Source organism: Rhodococcus erythropolis NBRC 15567 (assembly GCF_001552595.1).
In the GTDB taxonomy this organism is placed as follows: Bacteria; Actinomycetota; Actinomycetes; order Mycobacteriales; family Mycobacteriaceae; genus Rhodococcus_F; species Rhodococcus_F erythropolis.
On sequence record NZ_BCRM01000018.1, the window covers coordinates 1 to 16,764 of the forward strand.

General features: G+C 63.7%; 19 protein-coding genes. 3 read left to right on the forward strand and 16 right to left on the reverse strand.

What is annotated here, in order from left to right; genetic code table 11:
* Positions 1-39: 39 nt before the first annotated feature.
* From RE4_RS20855 to RE4_RS20890, 9 genes are all read right to left on the reverse strand, one after another.
* The gene (locus RE4_RS20855; RefSeq protein ID WP_019744370.1) at positions 40-477 is read right to left on the reverse strand and encodes a hypothetical protein; all 438 of its coding nucleotides are present in this window, start codon (positions 475-477) and stop codon (positions 40-42) included.
* Positions 478-492: 15 nt separating this feature from the next.
* Entirely contained in the window at positions 493-648 is a 156-nt protein-coding gene (locus RE4_RS31320; RefSeq protein ID WP_019744371.1) for a hypothetical protein, read from the reverse strand.
* A 57-nt stretch (positions 649-705) separates the two neighbouring features.
* Positions 706-1,368, reverse strand: coding sequence for a hypothetical protein (locus RE4_RS20860; protein ID WP_019744372.1), 663 nt, complete (start codon positions 1,366-1,368; stop codon positions 706-708).
* A 49-nt stretch (positions 1,369-1,417) separates the two neighbouring features.
* Positions 1,418-2,392: a porphobilinogen synthase gene (gene hemB / locus RE4_RS20865; RefSeq protein ID WP_060939278.1), complete on the reverse strand. Its 975-nt coding sequence runs from the start codon at positions 2,390-2,392 to the stop codon at positions 1,418-1,420.
* Between the two features lie 75 nt (positions 2,393-2,467).
* Positions 2,468-4,030, reverse strand: coding sequence for a bifunctional uroporphyrinogen-III C-methyltransferase/uroporphyrinogen-III synthase (locus tag RE4_RS20870; RefSeq protein ID WP_003941969.1), 1,563 nt, complete (start codon positions 4,028-4,030; stop codon positions 2,468-2,470).
* A 60-nt stretch (positions 4,031-4,090) separates the two neighbouring features.
* Positions 4,091-5,065, reverse strand: coding sequence for a hydroxymethylbilane synthase (hemC, locus tag RE4_RS20875; RefSeq protein WP_029254842.1), 975 nt, complete (start codon positions 5,063-5,065; stop codon positions 4,091-4,093).
* Positions 5,062-6,423, reverse strand: a complete 1,362-nt coding sequence (locus tag RE4_RS20880) for a glutamyl-tRNA reductase (RefSeq protein WP_020968933.1) — start codon at positions 6,421-6,423, stop codon at positions 5,062-5,064. Before RE4_RS20880 ends, hemC begins: the two co-directional genes overlap by 4 nt.
* On the reverse strand, positions 6,420-7,283 hold the full coding sequence (locus RE4_RS20885; RefSeq protein ID WP_019744376.1) for a redox-sensing transcriptional repressor Rex: 864 nt from the start codon (positions 7,281-7,283) through the stop codon (positions 6,420-6,422). Before RE4_RS20885 ends, RE4_RS20880 begins: the two co-directional genes overlap by 4 nt.
* Before the next feature lie 140 nt (positions 7,284-7,423).
* Positions 7,424-7,684, reverse strand: a complete 261-nt coding sequence (locus RE4_RS20890) for a glutaredoxin family protein (protein ID WP_003941953.1) — start codon at positions 7,682-7,684, stop codon at positions 7,424-7,426.
* 200 nt (positions 7,685-7,884) lie between these two features.
* Between RE4_RS20890 and RE4_RS20895 the strand changes: the two genes are divergently transcribed.
* A complete protein-coding gene (locus RE4_RS20895) occupies positions 7,885-8,880 on the forward strand; it encodes an HAD family hydrolase (RefSeq protein WP_020968932.1) in 996 nt (331 codons plus the stop codon).
* Positions 8,881-8,919: 39 nt separating this feature from the next.
* Here RE4_RS20895 and RE4_RS20900 read toward each other — a convergent pair whose 3' ends face one another.
* The 7 genes from RE4_RS20900 to RE4_RS20925 all read right to left on the reverse strand — a co-directional run bounded on the left by RE4_RS20900 (position 8,920) and on the right by RE4_RS20925 (position 14,364).
* On the reverse strand, positions 8,920-9,957 hold the full coding sequence (locus RE4_RS20900; RefSeq protein WP_021333923.1) for a lysophospholipid acyltransferase family protein: 1,038 nt from the start codon (positions 9,955-9,957) through the stop codon (positions 8,920-8,922).
* The gene (locus RE4_RS20905) at positions 9,954-11,087 is read right to left on the reverse strand and encodes an NAD-dependent epimerase/dehydratase family protein (protein WP_021333922.1); all 1,134 of its coding nucleotides are present in this window, start codon (positions 11,085-11,087) and stop codon (positions 9,954-9,956) included. Before RE4_RS20905 ends, RE4_RS20900 begins: the two co-directional genes overlap by 4 nt.
* Positions 11,088-11,324: 237 nt before the next feature.
* Entirely contained in the window at positions 11,325-11,426 is a 102-nt protein-coding gene (locus tag RE4_RS30790; RefSeq protein WP_003402602.1) for a 30S ribosomal protein bS22, read from the reverse strand.
* Positions 11,427-11,670: 244 nt separating this feature from the next.
* Positions 11,671-11,907, reverse strand: coding sequence for a helix-turn-helix domain-containing protein (locus RE4_RS20910; RefSeq protein WP_003941845.1), 237 nt, complete (start codon positions 11,905-11,907; stop codon positions 11,671-11,673).
* 126 nt (positions 11,908-12,033) lie between these two features.
* Positions 12,034-12,849 (reverse strand): pyrroline-5-carboxylate reductase, encoded by an 816-nt coding sequence (proC, locus tag RE4_RS20915; RefSeq protein WP_019744381.1) that lies wholly within the window; start codon positions 12,847-12,849, stop codon positions 12,034-12,036.
* A gap of 34 nt (positions 12,850-12,883) precedes the next feature.
* Entirely contained in the window at positions 12,884-13,729 is an 846-nt protein-coding gene (locus RE4_RS20920) for a thioesterase family protein (RefSeq protein WP_020906772.1), read from the reverse strand.
* Entirely contained in the window at positions 13,726-14,364 is a 639-nt protein-coding gene (locus tag RE4_RS20925; RefSeq protein WP_060939279.1) for a MerR family transcriptional regulator, read from the reverse strand. Before RE4_RS20925 ends, RE4_RS20920 begins: the two co-directional genes overlap by 4 nt.
* A gap of 150 nt (positions 14,365-14,514) precedes the next feature.
* Here RE4_RS20925 and RE4_RS20930 point away from each other — a divergent pair, with 150 nt between their 5' ends.
* Both RE4_RS20930 and RE4_RS20935 read left to right on the forward strand, forming a co-directional pair.
* Positions 14,515-15,138 carry a TetR/AcrR family transcriptional regulator gene (locus RE4_RS20930; protein WP_060939280.1) on the forward strand — a complete coding sequence of 208 codons (624 nt, stop codon included), beginning with the start codon at positions 14,515-14,517 and terminating at the stop codon, positions 15,136-15,138.
* A 159-nt stretch (positions 15,139-15,297) separates the two neighbouring features.
* Positions 15,298-16,764: a wax ester/triacylglycerol synthase domain-containing protein gene (locus tag RE4_RS20935; RefSeq protein WP_030535507.1), complete on the forward strand. Its 1,467-nt coding sequence runs from the start codon at positions 15,298-15,300 to the stop codon at positions 16,762-16,764.

Below are 16,764 nucleotides of genomic sequence, written 5' to 3' on the forward strand. Positions count from 1 at the left end.
AATTAGTACAGAACGTCCGGGCCGATTTCAGGAGCACGGTCAGCCACGGGCGAACCAACTTCGGGTGGTGTCGCGGTAGATCGCGACGCAGGCACAGATCAGCATGACGGGAACGACAAGCGCGAGCACGGTACTGATCCCGGCGACGACCAGCGCGATCTGCAGCACCGCGAACACCCCGGACACGATCACCAGGATCCGTCGGCACAGAGGTTTTCCGGCGCGAGTGGGACCGGCGAGGCCGCCGATCGCAAGGCCGGTCAACAGCAGAACCAGCCCGGACACCCGCACGAAGGTGACGTAGATGTCGATGTTTCCGGCCGATACGCCTTGATCGGTGAACTGCTCACGCAGCGAATACGAGGCGCTGGTGACATTGATCAGGCCGAAGAGTATGAGTAGGAACGCGCTGGCGATCCACAGCCAGAATGCTGCCTCGACGGCCGTCGGGCGCCGGACCTTCGTAGAGATACTCACGGGTTCAAGTGTGCGCTATCCGCTGACGATGCCCGGAATCATGAGCACCAGGAGTGTCACCAGAACAGAGGCTCCAAGGATCGCGAACAAGATCACTTCGGTCCGTGAACCACGTTGGCGCAGTGGAGCGTCGTGGGTGCTTTCCGTGCGCAGGGCTTCCTGAGAACTCATTGTCTACGACCTCTCCCCTACTACTGCAGTGACCCGTTTCACAGTACCCCGAGCTACCTATCGGTTCCCCGCCGGGGGGAAACGAAGAAAGTACGGATTGGACTCTTTTCGGTGCATCATCACGATCGCCCCGACAGCAGCAACTGCCTGCAGGATTTCCGCTCCGCCGAACAGCAGAGTGGCCGCGCCGCCGTCGCCGCCGAGCCCGAAGATCACGGGGATCGCAGAGACCAACATGAAGACTCCACAGAACGTCAGCAACATTCGAGCCCAGTTCTTGCCACGACTCATCGAGCGCACGAACAAAAGGAACACCGCGGTGACGATCACCACCAGGACAGCGGAGAACACGATGACCAGTGGGAACATGCCCTCAACGTCGGAGCGTGTCAGACCGGCGTCGACAGCCGCCTGGTTCCTGAGCATCTCGTCGACGAACATCGACTTCTGCCCGAGCAGCATCCAGATCATCGCGCCGCCCTGGACCAATCCAAGCGCCGTCACAGCCCACCACAACTGAATCGCAGTCACGACGTCCGTCGGCGGCTCGGGTTTCGGCTGGGGGCCCGGGTATCCGTTGTAACCGGGGCCGTATCCCGGGATCTGACCCGTCGGCATCGGTCCGAGTTCGCGGTACGGCTGATTCTCGAACGGCTGGTTCTCGTAGGGAGGTTCCCGGCGGGGCGGTTCCTGGCGCGACGGCGGCCACTGCTCGGTCATGACACCAGCGTATCGGTCGATACCGGTGCAGCCACCATGCGTGACTCCGTCACAGCCATCCGGCAACTTCCGACGCCCAGTACGTGAGGACCACGTCGGCACCGGCGCGGCGAATGCTGGTGAGCGATTCGAGAATCGCCGCGTCCCGGTCGATCCACCCGTTCTGCGCGGCGGCCGTGATCATCGAGTACTCACCCGAGATCTGGTACGCCGCGACCGGAACCGGAGACCGGTCGGCGGTCTCACGCAGAATGTCGAGGTAGGACATTGCAGGCTTGACCATCACCATGTCGGCGCCCTCGGCGATGTCGAGGTCTACCTCGCGCATCGACTCGCGGCGGTTGGCGCCGTCCTGCTGATAAGTACGACGATCACCTTGCAGTGAGGATCCGACGGCTTCACGGAACGGTCCGTAGAACGCTGACGCATATTTCGCGGCATAGGCGAGCTGACCGACCTTGACATACCCCGAAGCATCGAGTGCACCGCGGATCGCAGCCACCTGACCGTCCATCATGCCGCTGGGACCGAGCAGGTGCGCACCCGATTCAGCTTGCGCGAGAGCCATTTCGACGTATCGGATCAAAGTTGCGTCGTTGTCGACGGCGCCGGTGGCGTTAAGCACGCCGCAGTGGCCATGATCGGTGAACTCGTCGAGGCAGGTATCGGCCATGATGACCGTTGAATCACCGAGTTCTTCTGCCAGAGCGCGCAATCCGACGTTGAGGATGCCGTCGGGATCGGAGGCACCGGAGCCCTGGGGGTCCTTGTCCTCCGCCTTGGGGACGCCGAAGAGCATCAGGCCACCGACGCCGGCTTCCACTGCTTCCACCGCGGCGGACCGCAGCGAATCGAGGGTGTGCTGGAAAACGCCTGGCATGGAACTGATCTCACGCGGCGTATCGATGCCGTCTGCAACGAACATCGGCAACACGAGGTGCCGGGGTTCGAGCGAGGTCTCTGCCACGAGTCGCCGGAGCGCTGGGGTGCGCCGGAGCCGGCGAGGGCGATGAGTGGGAAACACGAGAAGTAGCCCTCCTTCGTCGGAACCTGTGAGTGGTTGAGGAGTCCACAGACTCCTCAACCACTCACGGGTGCGCTAGCGCCTGCGGGACTTCTTACGCGGCGGCGGCAAAGCACCTTCAGCGCGCAGCCGAGCTGCGTGCTCGGCGAGAGCCTCCACCAGCGGTCCCACCTGCGAGGTCTCGGGCTGCACGTCGACGCGCAGACCGAACTCGATAGCGGTTTCGGCCGTCTTCGGGCCGATGCACGCGACCAACGTGCGGGCGTGCGGCTTGCCGGCGATGCCGACGAGGTTGCGCACGGTCGAGGACGAGGTGAAGCAGACGGCGTCGAATCCACCGGTCTTGATCATCTCGCGGGTCTCGGCCGGCGGCGGCGCCGCCCGGACGGTGCGGTAGGCGGTGACGTCGTCGATCTCCCAACCGCGTTCGCGCAGGCCCTCGGCGAGGGTTTCGGTTGCAATGTCCGCGCGCGGCAACAGAACCCGGTTGACCGGATCGAAAACGTCGTCGTACGGGGCGAATTCGGCCAGCAGGCCTTCGCTGGACTGCTCACCGGTCGGGATCAGCTCGGGGTTGATGCCGAACGAGCGGACCTTGGCTGCGGTTGCTTCGCCGATACAGGCGATCTTCACGCCGGAGAAGGCGCGAGCGTCGAGACCGAACTCCTCGAACTTCTCCCACACTGCGCGAACCGCATTGGTGGAAGTGAAGACCACCCACTGGTAACGACCGTCGACGAGGCCCTTGACCGAACGCTCCATCTGAGCCGGGCTGCGAGGCGGCTCGACGGCGATGGTCGGAACCTCGATCGGGATCGCTCCGTGAGTGACCAGACGGTCGCTCATCTCGCCGGCCTGATCCTTGGTGCGCGGCACGAGGACAGTCCAGCCGTACAGAGCGCGCGATTCCCACCACGACATCTTGTTGCGCTGCGCGACAACCTTGCCGACGGTGACGATGAGCGAGCCCACCAGTTCGGATCCGGCTTCGTTGAGCGTCGCGAGAGTTGCCTCGACGGTTCGCTGCTGACGAGTGGTGCCGCGGACGGTGATGGCAGCAGGCGTCTGCGGAGCCAAGCCGTTCTCGACCAGCGCGCTGGCGGTCTCGGCGAGATGTCCCGACGTCGCGTGCAGAACAAGCGGTCCCGGTGCAGCGGCCAGAGCAGCCCAGTCGACTTCACCGCGAACGTCGGCCTCGGTGTGACCCGAGCCGAGCGCCATACCGGCGTAGCTCGGCACAGCCGAACCCGAAGGCAGACCCGGGAGAACCTCGAACTGAACCTGCGTGCGGGCGACTGCCGTGACCTCTGCGATCACGGAATCCGTGGTCAGCGGATCACCGGAGACCAGACGCACGACGTCGTGGCCGTTCTTGGCCTCGTGCACTAATGTCTTTGCAACCTCGGCAGGCTCACCGAGTGCCGGACGCACGTCCGCGATCAGCTCGCCGGTCTCCTCGTCGCGGCCCATGTCGATGCCGACGAGCGCGACGACGCCCTTGTCGACGTCCGGATCCGTGAATGCCATTGCGGCGCCGGTGAGGACGTCACGTGCGCGAACGGTGAGCAGGGCGGGGTCGCCCGGTCCCGATCCCACGAACAGGATCCGTCCGGGAGTGTTCTTTCGGACTCGGGTCATCGGTGATTCTCCAGTGCGCTGTATCGAAATGGGAACTTGGTGCAAGTGCAAAGTGGGGCGTCAAACATCGGCTGCCTCGCCTGTAGTCACGTTCATCAACTCTCGGGCGCCGAGTTCGAGTAACTCGCGCGCTACCGCTCGGCCGAGTTCCTCGGCCTTGTCCGGCGCACCGACTGCGCCGGTACGGATGACGTCCGAACCGTCGATGGCGGCTGCGCAGCCGCGTACCGACAGTTCGTCGAAGATTCTGCCGTCGTCGTCGAGGGATTCGACGATCTCCGCGATCGCTCCGACCGGAGCGGTGCAGCCCGCTTCCAGCTCGGCGAGAAGTGCACGCTCGGCAGTGACTGCCGCCCTGGTACCGGCGTCATCGTGCTCAGCCAGGATCGCCGCCAATTCCGCATTGACAGAAAGGCATTCGACGGCCAGAGCGCCCTGCGCCGGAGCGGGGAGCATCTGCACGGGCTCGATGTTCTCGGTGATGAGATCGAGCAGACCGATACGGGACAAGCCGGCGCGAGCGAGGATCACGGCGTCGAGTTCACCGGATTCGACCTTGCCGAGACGGCGTTGCAGGTTGCCCCGCAACGGCACGATGTCGAGGCCGAGCCCGAGTGCCTTGAGCTGCGAAACGCGGCGCGGCGCGGAGGTTCCCACCTTGGAACCGGCCGGAAGCTCCCCGAGGACCAGACCGTCGCGGGCGACGAGCGCGTCACGCGGATCTTCGCGTGGCGGAATCGCCGCGATGACGAAACGCGGATCCTGCGCGGTCGGTAAGTCCTTGTAGGAATGCACAGCAACGTCGACGCGGTTGTCCAGCAAAGCTTCTCGAAGCTCTGCGGTGAACACTCCGACGCCGATCTTCTGGACGGGATCGGTGGACTGGTCGCCCTTGGTCTTGATGATGACCAACTCGGCGGGATGCCCCGCTGCAATGAGGGCATCGCGCACGGTACCGGCCTGCGTGGTCGCGAGAAGACTTCCGCGAGTGCCGATCCGCAGCGGGCTCCCCGATCGAGGGGTGGTGACGCTCATGCCTGCAGGTCCCTTCCAGTGCGGTCGCCGTCCACCAGGTCGGTGGGTGTGGCCACGGCCGCGGGAGATCCGGGGCTGAGTTCGAAGAGTTCGCGCAGCGCTGCTGCGTAGGAGTCGCCGCCGGGGGCCGACGCCAGTTGCTTGACGCGCACGGTCGGGGCGTGGAGAAGCTTGTCCACGACGCGTCGCACGGTGCGTGCAACCTCGTCGCGCTGCGGATCGTCCAGGCCGGGCAGACGCGAATCGAGCCGCATCAGTTCGGCTTCGACGACGTCGGCGGCGCGCTGACGCAAAGCCGTCACGGTCGGAGTGACCTCGGCGAGGCGCTGTCCGGCAAGGTAGGTCGCAAGTTCGCCGGCGACGATGGTGCGTGCGGCTTCTGCGTCGGAAGCGGCTGCGCCTGCCGCCGGATCACGCTGCAGCGTCTCCATGTCGAGAACGGTGACACCCGGCAGGCCGGCGACGGCGGGATCGATGTCGCGCGGCAGCCCGAGGTCGCAGATGACCAGGTGCTTGGTGTTGTCGCGATCGGGCTCGGCGAGTGCGCGGTGCACATCCGCCAGGGTGACCACTGCCCCGACCGCGCCGGTACAGGTGACCATGACATCTGCCTGCGCCATCGCGGCCGAAAGCTGATCGAAGGCAACACCGTCGGCGTCGACGCCGTTGGAGCGTGCCGTCTCTGCCAGGTGCTCGGCGCGTTCCTGTGTCCGGTTGACGACGACGATGCGTTCGATTCCGGCGCGAGTGAGATGCGCAACCGACAGACCGCCCATCGAGCCTGCTCCGACAACCACGGCAGTGCGGCCGACGAGGCCGCCCTCACCGATGATGCCCGCTGCACGATCAAGAGCCACGGATACGACTGATGCTCCCGCTGAGTCGATTCCGGTTTCGGAATGCACTCGCTTGCCGACGCGCAGTGCCTGCTGAGCCAGTTCGTGGACGACGCGTCCGGCTGCCTGCTGCGCATCCGAAGATGCGTAGGCCGAACGGATCTGGCCGAGAATCTGCTGTTCGCCGATCACCATCGAATCGAGGCCACTGGCCACGGCGAAGAGATGTTCGACCGCTGCTTCGCTGTAGCGGACGTAGGCGTGAGCGTGCAGCGCCGTCAGGTCGAGACCTGAATGGTCGGCGAGGATTTCACCGACCTCGGTGAGCGCACCGTGGAACGCGTCCACCACCGCGTAGACCTCCACCCGGTTACAGGTGGAGACGATCATCGCTTCGGAGATGTGCGAAGACGCCAGAAGCTTGTCGATCAGCTTCGGACGATCGGTGTCGGTGACAGCTACTCGCTCGAGCACCGGGACGGGCGCGGTTCGATGCGAGACCCCGACAAGCAGAACACTCACGGCGCGATCACTGATCCGTTTCTTGTCGAACCTGCTCCGACCGGAGCGGGTGAACTGGTGGATGGGACTGACGAAGCGGATGCGGCGTGAGCCACTCGTACTCGCGGCGCACTGGATGCCTGATCGGCGTTGCGCGCACTGTTGAAGGAGAGAACCTGCATCTCGACGGCTAGATCGACGCGTCGCAGTTCCACGTGGTCGGGAACGTCGAGGGCGATCGGCGAGAAACTCATGATGCAGCGCAGTCCGGCGCTGACGAACTGGTCGCACACGCCCTGCGCGGCCTCGTCCGGTGTGGAGATGACGCCGATGGTCGCGTTCAATTCGCGGCAGGCGACGGTCAGTTCCTCGGTGCTGCGCACCACGAGGTCGCCGACTGTGCTTCCGATTCGATCTGCGTCACTGTCGAAGAGTCCGACCATCTCGAAACCGCGGCGGCTGAATCCGCCGTAGCCGACCAGCGCCTTGCCGAGGTTTCCGACTCCGACGAGAACGACCTTGTGCCCACGATCGAGTCCGAGTGCACGCTCGATGCGGATGCGGAGCCTGTTGACGTCGTATCCGACGCCGCGGACGCCGTTGGGTCCGAGGAATGACAGATCCTTGCGCAACTTCGCTGATCCGACACCGGACGCCTGCGCAAGTTCCTCGCTCGAGACGATGGAGGTACCCCGGTCGGACATCACTCCGAGGACCCGCAGGTATGCGGCCAAGCGCGTCACCGTAGCCTGGGGGATGACGCGATCCTGAGCGATCGAGTCGGTGACAGAAGAGCCCGCAGCGCCGGTGACGCGCTGAGCCACAGGCTCATGCGTCTGGTGCGGTTCGGTCACGTCGCTGGCTCCTCGTCCGGTCGACACGACTGTCGACCTCCACGATGCTCCGGGGGAATGTTCACACCACGGTAACCGCTTGTGAACCCATGCACAAAGTTGCTCGAGACGGGTTCGATGTGCCGTTCACCTGCAAAGCGGCTCCGCGGACAACTTTGAGGGTTGCCTTACTTGCGTAAATCGTCACGAAGGCGCTCTTCGTCAACTTCCCAGTAACCGTGCTCGCGTCCGTCGAGAAGAATGACCGGCAATCTGTCTCCGTACTCCGCTCTCAGCTCTGGATCCGTCGCGGCAGCTTCGTCTACGTCGATGCACGTCAATTCCAGCTCGAACTCGGAACAGACCCGTCGTAGTACCTCCGCCGCGCCGACGCAGGACGCGCATCCTGCGCGTGTCAACAAGGTCACTTCATGCGTAGCTGCAGTCATCGACGCATACCTTTCTTCTACTGGGACGCCATCTACTTGATCGGTCGAGTGTGCCTCCGGAGCCCCACTCGGTACCAAATCGGCGGAGAGGAACGTCACACACCACAGGGAAGGTCACCATCCAACCCATCGGGCCTCATCGCGGAGGATAGGCTGACTCGAAGAGTTCTCTGCTCGAGAATGCAACACGGGAGGTGCGGGTGCCTGCGCGATCACTACCGAACGGCTCCGGATTCGGATCAGGGCTTGCCGGGGTCATTCTCCCCGGACGTCGCCATGTAAAGAATCCGCTGGGCCCGAGTGAGTCGGAAGTTCGAGCCAATCTCGCCGGCGAGGCGAGCGCTGATGCAGCTCTGGCATTGCACGAAGCTGCCAACCCCACAGAACCGGAAACCGGCGAAGAGCCCCCGGCCGTTCCGCGCGACCTCACGGCCGCCGCATTCTTCGACGTCGACAACACCATGGTGCAGGGTGCGTCGATCATCCACTTCGCCCGTGGTCTCGCTGCACGAAAGTATCTCAAGACCTCGGATCTGGTGGATTTCGCGTGGAAGCAGATCAAGTTCCGAGTCACCGGCCGAGAAAGTAGCGACGACGTCGCCGAAGGCCGCGAGAAAGCACTGTCCTTCGTGGCCGGTCGATCCACCGCCGAACTCGCCCGCCTCGGCGAGGAGATCTACGACGAGGTCATTGCCGACAAGATCTGGCCAGGCACGAGGGCGTTGGCCCAGATGCACCTCGACGCCGGACAACAGGTGTGGTTGGTGACGGCAACTCCGGTCGAACTGGCCCAGGTCATCGCTGAGAAACTGGGATTGACCGGCGCCTTGGGCACCGTCGCCGAAAGTGAGGACGGAGTCTTCACCGGCCGACTCGTCGGCGACATCCTGCACGGCATGGGCAAGGCGCACGCCGTACGGACGTTGGCGGTGCGTGAAGGCCTCAATCTCAAGCGCTGTTCCGCCTACTCGGACAGCCACAACGACGTACCGATGCTCTCGTTGGTGGGGACACCGGTGGCGATCAACCCCGACGCAGACCTTCGTGAACTCGCGAAGAACCGCGGTTGGGAAGTTCGTGATTTCCGCACCGGACGAAAGGCCGCCAAAATCGGCGTTCCCACAGCGCTGGTACTCGGAGCAGTCGGCGGTGCGCTCGCGGCAATTCTCGCCAGGCGCAAAGAACAGAACGCCTGAGCGGGTTCGGTCCGGATCGAGAAGCGATCCGGACCGAACTCAGCCGAGAAAGACGTTGCGCCGCTTGGCCAACAACCGATAAAGCGTCTGCTGAATCGTTTCTCGGACGTGGTCCGTGACCTCGAACAGGACCATCGGATCGTCGGCTGCACCGCTCTCGAAGGTGTCGGTGACGATCGGTTTTCCGAACTCGATGTACCACTTCGACGGCAATGGAACCAGGCCGAGTGGCCCGAGGTGCGGAAACAAAGGTGTGACCGGGAAATACGGCAAACCGAGAACGCGTGCGAGTGTGGTGAGATCACCGATCTTCGGATAGATCTCCTCCGAGCCCACGATCGAGCACGGGATGATCGGAACACCGGTTCGCATTGCGGCCGACACGAAGCCACCGCGCCCGAACCGCTGCAACTTGTACCGCTCACTGAACGGTTTCCCGATGCCCTTGAATCCTTCCGGGAACACGGCCGCGACTTCACCTTCGTTGAGCAGACGCTCGGCGTCGGGGTTGCACGCCAACGTATGGCCGGCTTTGCGCGCCAGTCCGCCCACCACCGGCATTTCGAAAGCCATGTCCGCAGCCAACATTCGCAGTGGACGATGCGCCGGATGATGATCGTGCACGGCAACCGACGTCATCAGCCCGTCGAGTGGGATGACACCGGCGTGATTGGCAACCACCAACGCTCCCCCGGTGAGGGGAATGTTCTCGATCCCGCTGACCTCGACGCGGAACCATTTCTCGAACAACGGCCGCAGCACGGGCATGACGACGTTGTCCGCAAAATGCGGGTCGAATCCGAACTCGTCGACCTCGTAGTCGCCGGACACCCGACGTCGGAAAAATTCTGCTGCCGAGGCGATCTGGTCGACGATCGCCGACCTGGCCGCATCGACGAACGTGCTCTCACCACCATGGTCGGCCGCCGACGGCACTCCGGACGGATGCCGACGCTGACTTTGTTCACGGACGTCACGCTCCGCGCCGGTGACGGACTCACGCGAACGAGAAGCTTCCGACTTTCCGGTGTGAGTTGCGCTGGGCCGCAGGGGAATTACCTTCGCCACGTCAGTCACCCCTTCACCGCACTTCGTCCCGACAACGGCATGTGCATCACGTCTGCACTTACGCTCGCCTCGGCAGTGTCACCGCCGAGGATGGTGGTCAACGCATTCTCTGCCCGATCGATCCACTCGGACTTGATGATCCGGCGCGTCTGCATCGCACGCATGAAATCGTCGAGTGCTTGCATGGTGGTCCATCGCGGCTCGAACCCCAACTCGCTGCGCATGCGAGTGGTGTCGAGTCCGCAGCCGAACCGGAAGTACTCGAGTTGCTCGTCGGTGTAGAGCCTCATGGACGACCCCACCAACGCGCTCCCGACACTACGGAACAGAGCGAGCGGCATGGGAACTTCCACCCTGCCTGCCCGGCGGATCGCCTGCGACATCATGACCACTCCGTCGCCGGCGATGTTGTACGTACCCGAGGCGTGGCCGATGGTCGCCTTCTCCAGCGCCGCGAGGGCATCCTCGACGTGGAGCAATTGCAGGCGCGCGTTGCGCCCGACGATGGTGGGCACGAGTGGGGCGGTGACGTAGTGCCCGACGGTTGCAGTCAGCTGAGGTCCGATCAACGGCGCCAACCGCAGAATCCCGACCGAGATGTCCGGGCGCCGACGCCCCATCCCGCGGAGGTATCCCTCGATCTCGAGGCTGTCGCGGGCATATCCGCCCGGCGGCCGGCGGCGCGCACTCATTTCTTCGGTGAACTGAGCGGGATCCTTGGCACTGCACCCGTAGACGACCGAAGCCGAGCGCAGGATCACCTTGCGAACCGTCGGAGCTTTCTGGCAGACCGCGAACAGTTGCATGGCGCCGATGACGTTCATGTCCTTCATCGCGGCGCGGCTGCCGGCTTTGGGGGCTTTCTGAAGCGTCGACGCGTGCACGACGGTGTCGACCTCGGCGTTTCGGATCACTTTGCCGATCAGCGGATTGCGGATGTCTGCTCGCACGAATTCCGCGCGGCCCATTCTGCGCATCATGTCCTTGCTCGGACTGACGGCGTCGACGGCGATGACACGCTCTATCGACGGATTCTGCGCAAGCCTGGTCACCAGGTAGCCGCCGAGAAATCTGCTCGCCCCGGTCACCAGTACGACGCGAGGCGTCGTGCCCCCTGAAGTGTTGTCACCTTCAACCACCAAGTACCCCCATATCCAGTAGAAACGCGCTCTGCCGAAGCGTTCCTCCCGCGATTTTCCCCCACTTTACGGGCAGAGGGGGTCCCGCGCTGACTACCCAAAATTCGGCCATTCAAGACAAACCGCCCAGACAATGAGACGGCCGACACATCTCTCCCCTGAGATACGTCGCCCCTCCCCTGAAATACATCGATGCCCGCCACCCCGGAAGGGGCGGCGGGCATCAACAGGTACTGCTTATTTACCGAGTTTCCTGCGCTGTACTCGGGTACGACGAAGCAGCTTGCGGTGCTTCTTCTTCGACATGCGCTTGCGACGCTTCTTGATCACTGAACCCATAGCGGGTGTCCCTCACGTTCTTCTCTAGCGTTCCTGCGCACGCCGGTCACGTACGCCTGCGCCAAGCAATTGGCGCCTGACCCTCGTTTTAACTAGCTCAGCGCCTTACGACACCAGCTTGCTGGTACGACAGTGACTCATCGTACCGGTGTGGTCTCACTCGGCATAAACCGAGCCTCCGGCACAGCAACCGCTGTGCCCGCGACTCGGCTCACGCCGAGGTCATCCTCTTCGAACCGGCTGGTCAGCCGGCATCGAAGTACGAGGTTTCGAGGTAATCGTGTACCGCCTTCGCGTGTACACGGAACGAACGGCCCACTCGTACAGCGGGCAATTCGCCACTGTGTACCAACCGGTACACAGTCATTTTCGACACCCTCATCAAAGTTGCTACCTCAGCAACAGTGAGGAATTGCGTGCCGGCCACTGCCGGCTTTCCGTCGTGGGACGAACCCATGGACGGCTTGTTTGCAGACACCATTAATCCACATACCTCCAGCACGACTCGCGCCGCCGGCTTCCCCTCCGGCGGAACAGACACGTACGTACTAAGTCGAGCTTAGCTGTACTGGTGGGGTTAAAGCGACGGGTGTGGCTAAACGGACGACTATTCCGCAGCTGAACCCATCGCGGCCGAGCGCGACTTGGCGGCATCCAAGGCATCGAAGAACGCCGTCCGCAGGCCGCCCGCTTCGAGCTGACGCAGTGCCGCAGCCGTCGTTCCACCCGGTGACGTCACCGCGGCGCGAAGATCCGTCGCGCTGTCGCCGGTGCGATCGAGCATCGCTGCGGAGCCGACCATCGTCTGCACCACTAATTCGGTAGCGACCGGGCGCGTCAGGCCGAGACCGACTCCCGCATCGATCATCGCTTCGGCAACCAAGAAGAAGTAGGCCGGGCCGGAACCGGAGACAGCAGTGACCGCGTCGATCTGCGATTCGGGAACCGTGACCACCTTGCCGACGCTGCCGAGGATGCCGCGTACGAGCTCGAGATGCTCGGCCTTGACGTGCCGTCCGGGCGAGAGGACGCTCACGCCCTCCCCGACCAACATGGGGGTGTTCGGCATGACGCGGATGACCGGGAACCCTGCGGGCAGACGCGTTTCGAAGAACCCGGTCGGGATACCCGCCGCAAGGGAAACGATCAATTGCTCGAGGTCGCCGTCCAGATCGACCTTCGTCAACGCGGTGAGCGCTGATTCGACGTCGCCGGGCTTGACCGCGATGACGATGACGTCGGCGCCCTCGGCGGCGTCGGCGATCGTGCTGACGCGGATGGAGTATTCGGCGATCAATTCGTCTGCGCGAGGTTGATACTGCTCGGCGACAACCAGATCCTTGATGGCGTGGCCGGCCTGCAACAGCCCGGAGATCAGCGCCTCGCCGATCTTGCCGCCACCGATAATCGCAATTCTTGTCATGGCGAACAGCCTGCCACGACCGCAGCGATCGACCCTAGCGGGGCATCATCGCCAATTGACGGCTCTGTACGACGACTGCGCCCGTCGAATCGAGAACAGCATGATCCTCTTCGAACCACGTGCTGCCCAGAACATCCGAGCTTGCCCGCACGCGAAGCCATCCCGGCGTCGGCAGTCGGCGCAGGTACGTCGTCAACTGCACGGTCGGCGCCCACCCGAACAGGCCGCGGTTCATCGTCACGGGCGCGCTGATGTCGCCCGCCATGATCGCGAACAGCACAGCGGTGTCGATGTCGTTCTCGTCCTCGGGTCGAGGACGAACCCACATCCTGACCTCGGCCTCGCCTTGGCTGCCGGTCAGGAAGTGCGCCGAGGTGGTGTCGATTCGCATGTCGCAGCCCTGCCCGACGTGCACGACCTGCGCCATCGGGTGATCGCCGATGACGGCCACCGCACTCTCCGGCGGTTCCGGTGACATGTCGTCGATCGACGAGGCAGTGACGAAGGTGGGGTCGCCGTCATCGGGGAATCCGAGCGTGACCGCCGCGCGAACAGCGCTGCGTCCCGCCTGGCTCAACTCGACGTCGAACAACGCGACCTGGCGTCCCTGCTTTCGGACGATCACCTCCAGTTCGACTTCACCGGGGTCGGGGGCGGACAGATAGTTGGCGCTCACCGCGAGTGGCTGCATCTTCAGAAGCGAGTCGTTCTCACCTGCGCCGTCTCGCAGACATTGACGCGCGGCAGCGGCGCACACAGCCATCATGGAGCCGCCGTGCACTTTCGGCCCGATGGTCCAGATCGGATCGATCGTTGCGGTGTATCGCCCGTCGCCGAGCGAGGTGAGGCGATTGAGATCTTGAAAGGGGCTGGTGCTCATCGATTTTCCTGTTCGGGGCTTTCTCGGTGTTGCGGGAAATGTCGTGCGGCAAGGTCTTGGTGCGCCAAGCGTCGCAAAGCTGTCAGGACAGGTTCGTACATGGCGGTTCCGAGGACTGCATAGCGAATGCCGTCCTCGGTCGAACTGGTAGGCATCAGCTCGATTTCCACTTCGGCAATTCCTCGGATGTGGTCGCCGTAGGCGCGCAATCGCTCGTCCGAGAGGCTCAGTCCGGCATCCTCGAGACCGATCAGTGCACGCTCGAGGTGAGCAACCGCCACGTACCTCGGCTCGTAGACCTGACCGAGAAACTCCAGAACCTTGCGAGCTCTGGGGAACTGTTGATCCGGCACCGGATCGACGTAGGGCGGTAGTTGCGCGATCGCGCGACCGAAAGTCTCGAATTCGGATCGCTCGTCACTGTCCACCAATTCGAGCACCGCACGAATCCGTGGAATCGCGAGTCCCGCCCCGGCCAGCGCCCTGATCAACGCGAGTCGCCGGACGTGCTGTTCGCCGTACCTCGCTCCCGTCGCGCTGGTCGGTTCACCAGGCATCAGCAGACCTTCACGGAGGTAGTACTTGATCGTGGCCAATGCAACGCCGGACTGTGCGGCCAATTCGGAAACCTTCACCGCTCCTCCGTCCAACTCGCTCGGGCCGCCACTGGATAGTGATGCTATCCAATGGTGGCCGAGCATCGGTAGGCAGGACACGCCTTGCGCTAGGGTTGAACCTTCTCTGCGCACACCACCAGAAATTTCCGAACGGAGCGAACAGGCGGAATGACGGATTTGCAGTCGGGGGCTCAACCCGACGAACAGTGGCGCATCGTCGAACCACTGACGCTGACTCCCCTGCTCACCGCCGCACTCGAGGTCTTCCACGAACTCGGCTACCACGGAGCGTCGGTTCGTGACATTGCAAAACGCGCCGGCGTCACCGTGCCGACGCTGTACTACCACCACGGCAACAAACAAGGCATCCTCGTCGCGCTGATGGAACCGGGCATCGAGAACGTCACCGCACGCGCGAGCGCTGCGGTCGACGCTGCCGGACCGTCGCCGACGGCACAGTTCGGCAATCTCGTCGAGGCGTGTGTTCTGCACATGACCAGTCGCTCCGACATCGCGTTCCTCGATTCCGAACTGCGGTACCTCGAGGACGCCGAACGAAAGAGCTACGCCGCCAAACGAAAGAAGCTCGAGAATCTACTCGTCGACGTTTTGACGGCAGGCGTCGACAGCGGTGAGTTCACGGTCCCGGACATCACCGGAACGGGCCGCGCACTGCTGGGCATGTGTCAGTCCGTCGTCCTCTGGTATCGACTCGACGGACCGCAGACTCCGCGCGAAGTCAGCGTTCTCTACCGCGAGATAGCTCTGAAAGCCGTCGGCGTCGCTTCGTGAACGCTGGTCGAATTTCGAGGCATGTCCGATTAGCCCTTAACTGACGAACGTCACACCTGTCGGCTGACACCGAAACCGGGACGCGCCCACTGTCACGGGTCCACACTTAGAAGCAGAGATGCGCGGGGTGGATCCGCAGACCGAGGGAGTTCTTGACGTATGGCCAACAGCAATCCATTTGTTCCTCCGAGCGCGGTCGACGTCGACCTTTCCGCGGTTGCCTGGGGGGCAAACCGCACGATGTCCGACTTCGAGACGGGAATGTGGCGGATGGAAGAGGCGCAGCCGCAACTGCGCTCACCGATCGTTGCGGTAGAGGTTCTCGATCGAGCTCCGGACTGGGATCGACTTCTCGACGCAGTCGAGTGGGCATCACACGTGGTTCCGCGTATTCGTATGCGCGCGGTGGAACCGGCAATGCAACTGGGCAATCCGGTGTGGTCGGTTGATCCCGAGTTCGACATCGGCTACCACCTACGACGCGTCCGCTTGCCCGCACCAGCGGACTTCGATCACGCACTGCGCATGTGTCGTCACCTTGCGACCGAACCTTTCGACAAGGCTCGGCCGCCGTGGAGCGCGCTGCTCATCGAGGGTCTCGACGACGGTCGTGCCGTGTTCGTGGTCAAGACTCACCACTCCATCACCGACGGCATGGGCGGCATCCAGATGATGACGCTGCTGCACAGCAGGCGCCCGGATCCCACTCCGAACAAGCCCGACCGCACACCGCCGGCTCCGGAGCACCTGTCGTCGGTAGGCGCCTTCGGCGAGGAGGTCGTCAGCGAGATCCGGCGTGCGCCCTCCCGTATCGCCAAGCTGGTTCGCGGCGCCACCAATGTTGCGACCACGGCGATCTCGAGTCCGTTCAGCACGGCTTCCGAGGTCCTCGGGTACGCCAATTCACTCCGCAAGATCGTCACTCCCCCAGCTCGTTCCGGTTCCCCTCTGCTCCACGATCGTGGTCTCGGACGGTGGTTCGGAACTCTCGAAGTGGGTGTTCCCGAGCTCAAGGCCGGAGCAAAAGCTGCCGGCGGCTCACTCAACGACGCTTACGTCGCCGCTTTGCTCGGCGGCTTCCATCGCTACCACGAAGCCTTCGGACAATCCGTCGAGAGCATCCCGATGGGTATGCCGATCAGCATGCGCACGGGCGCGGATGCCAACGGCGGCAACCGGTTTGCAGCCGTTCGCTTCAACGGCCCGGTCGCCGAAACGGATCCGGCCAAACGCATCAGGCAGGTGCGAGAAATCGTTCTGGGTCTGCGTGAGGAACCCGCGTTGGACGCTCTCGACGTCGCCGCCCCGATCCTCGCTCGCCTGCCGAATTATCTACTCGCGAACTGGTATCTGTCCCAGTCGACAGGACTGGACCTGCAGGCGAGCAACGTCGCCGGCGTACCGGTTCCGGTCTATCTCGCCGGAGCGAAGATCGAGCGGATGTTCCCATTCGGCCCGGCGCCCGGTTGCGCGGCGATGGCGACACTGGTCTCCCACGTCGGGGTGTGCTGCATCGGAATCAATCTCGACACCGCCGCGATCACGAAGCCCGCGCTGCTGATGCAGTGCTTGCAGGAGAGCCTGGACGAGATCGTGGCTCTCGGAGTCACAACGGAAGGTGCGTGA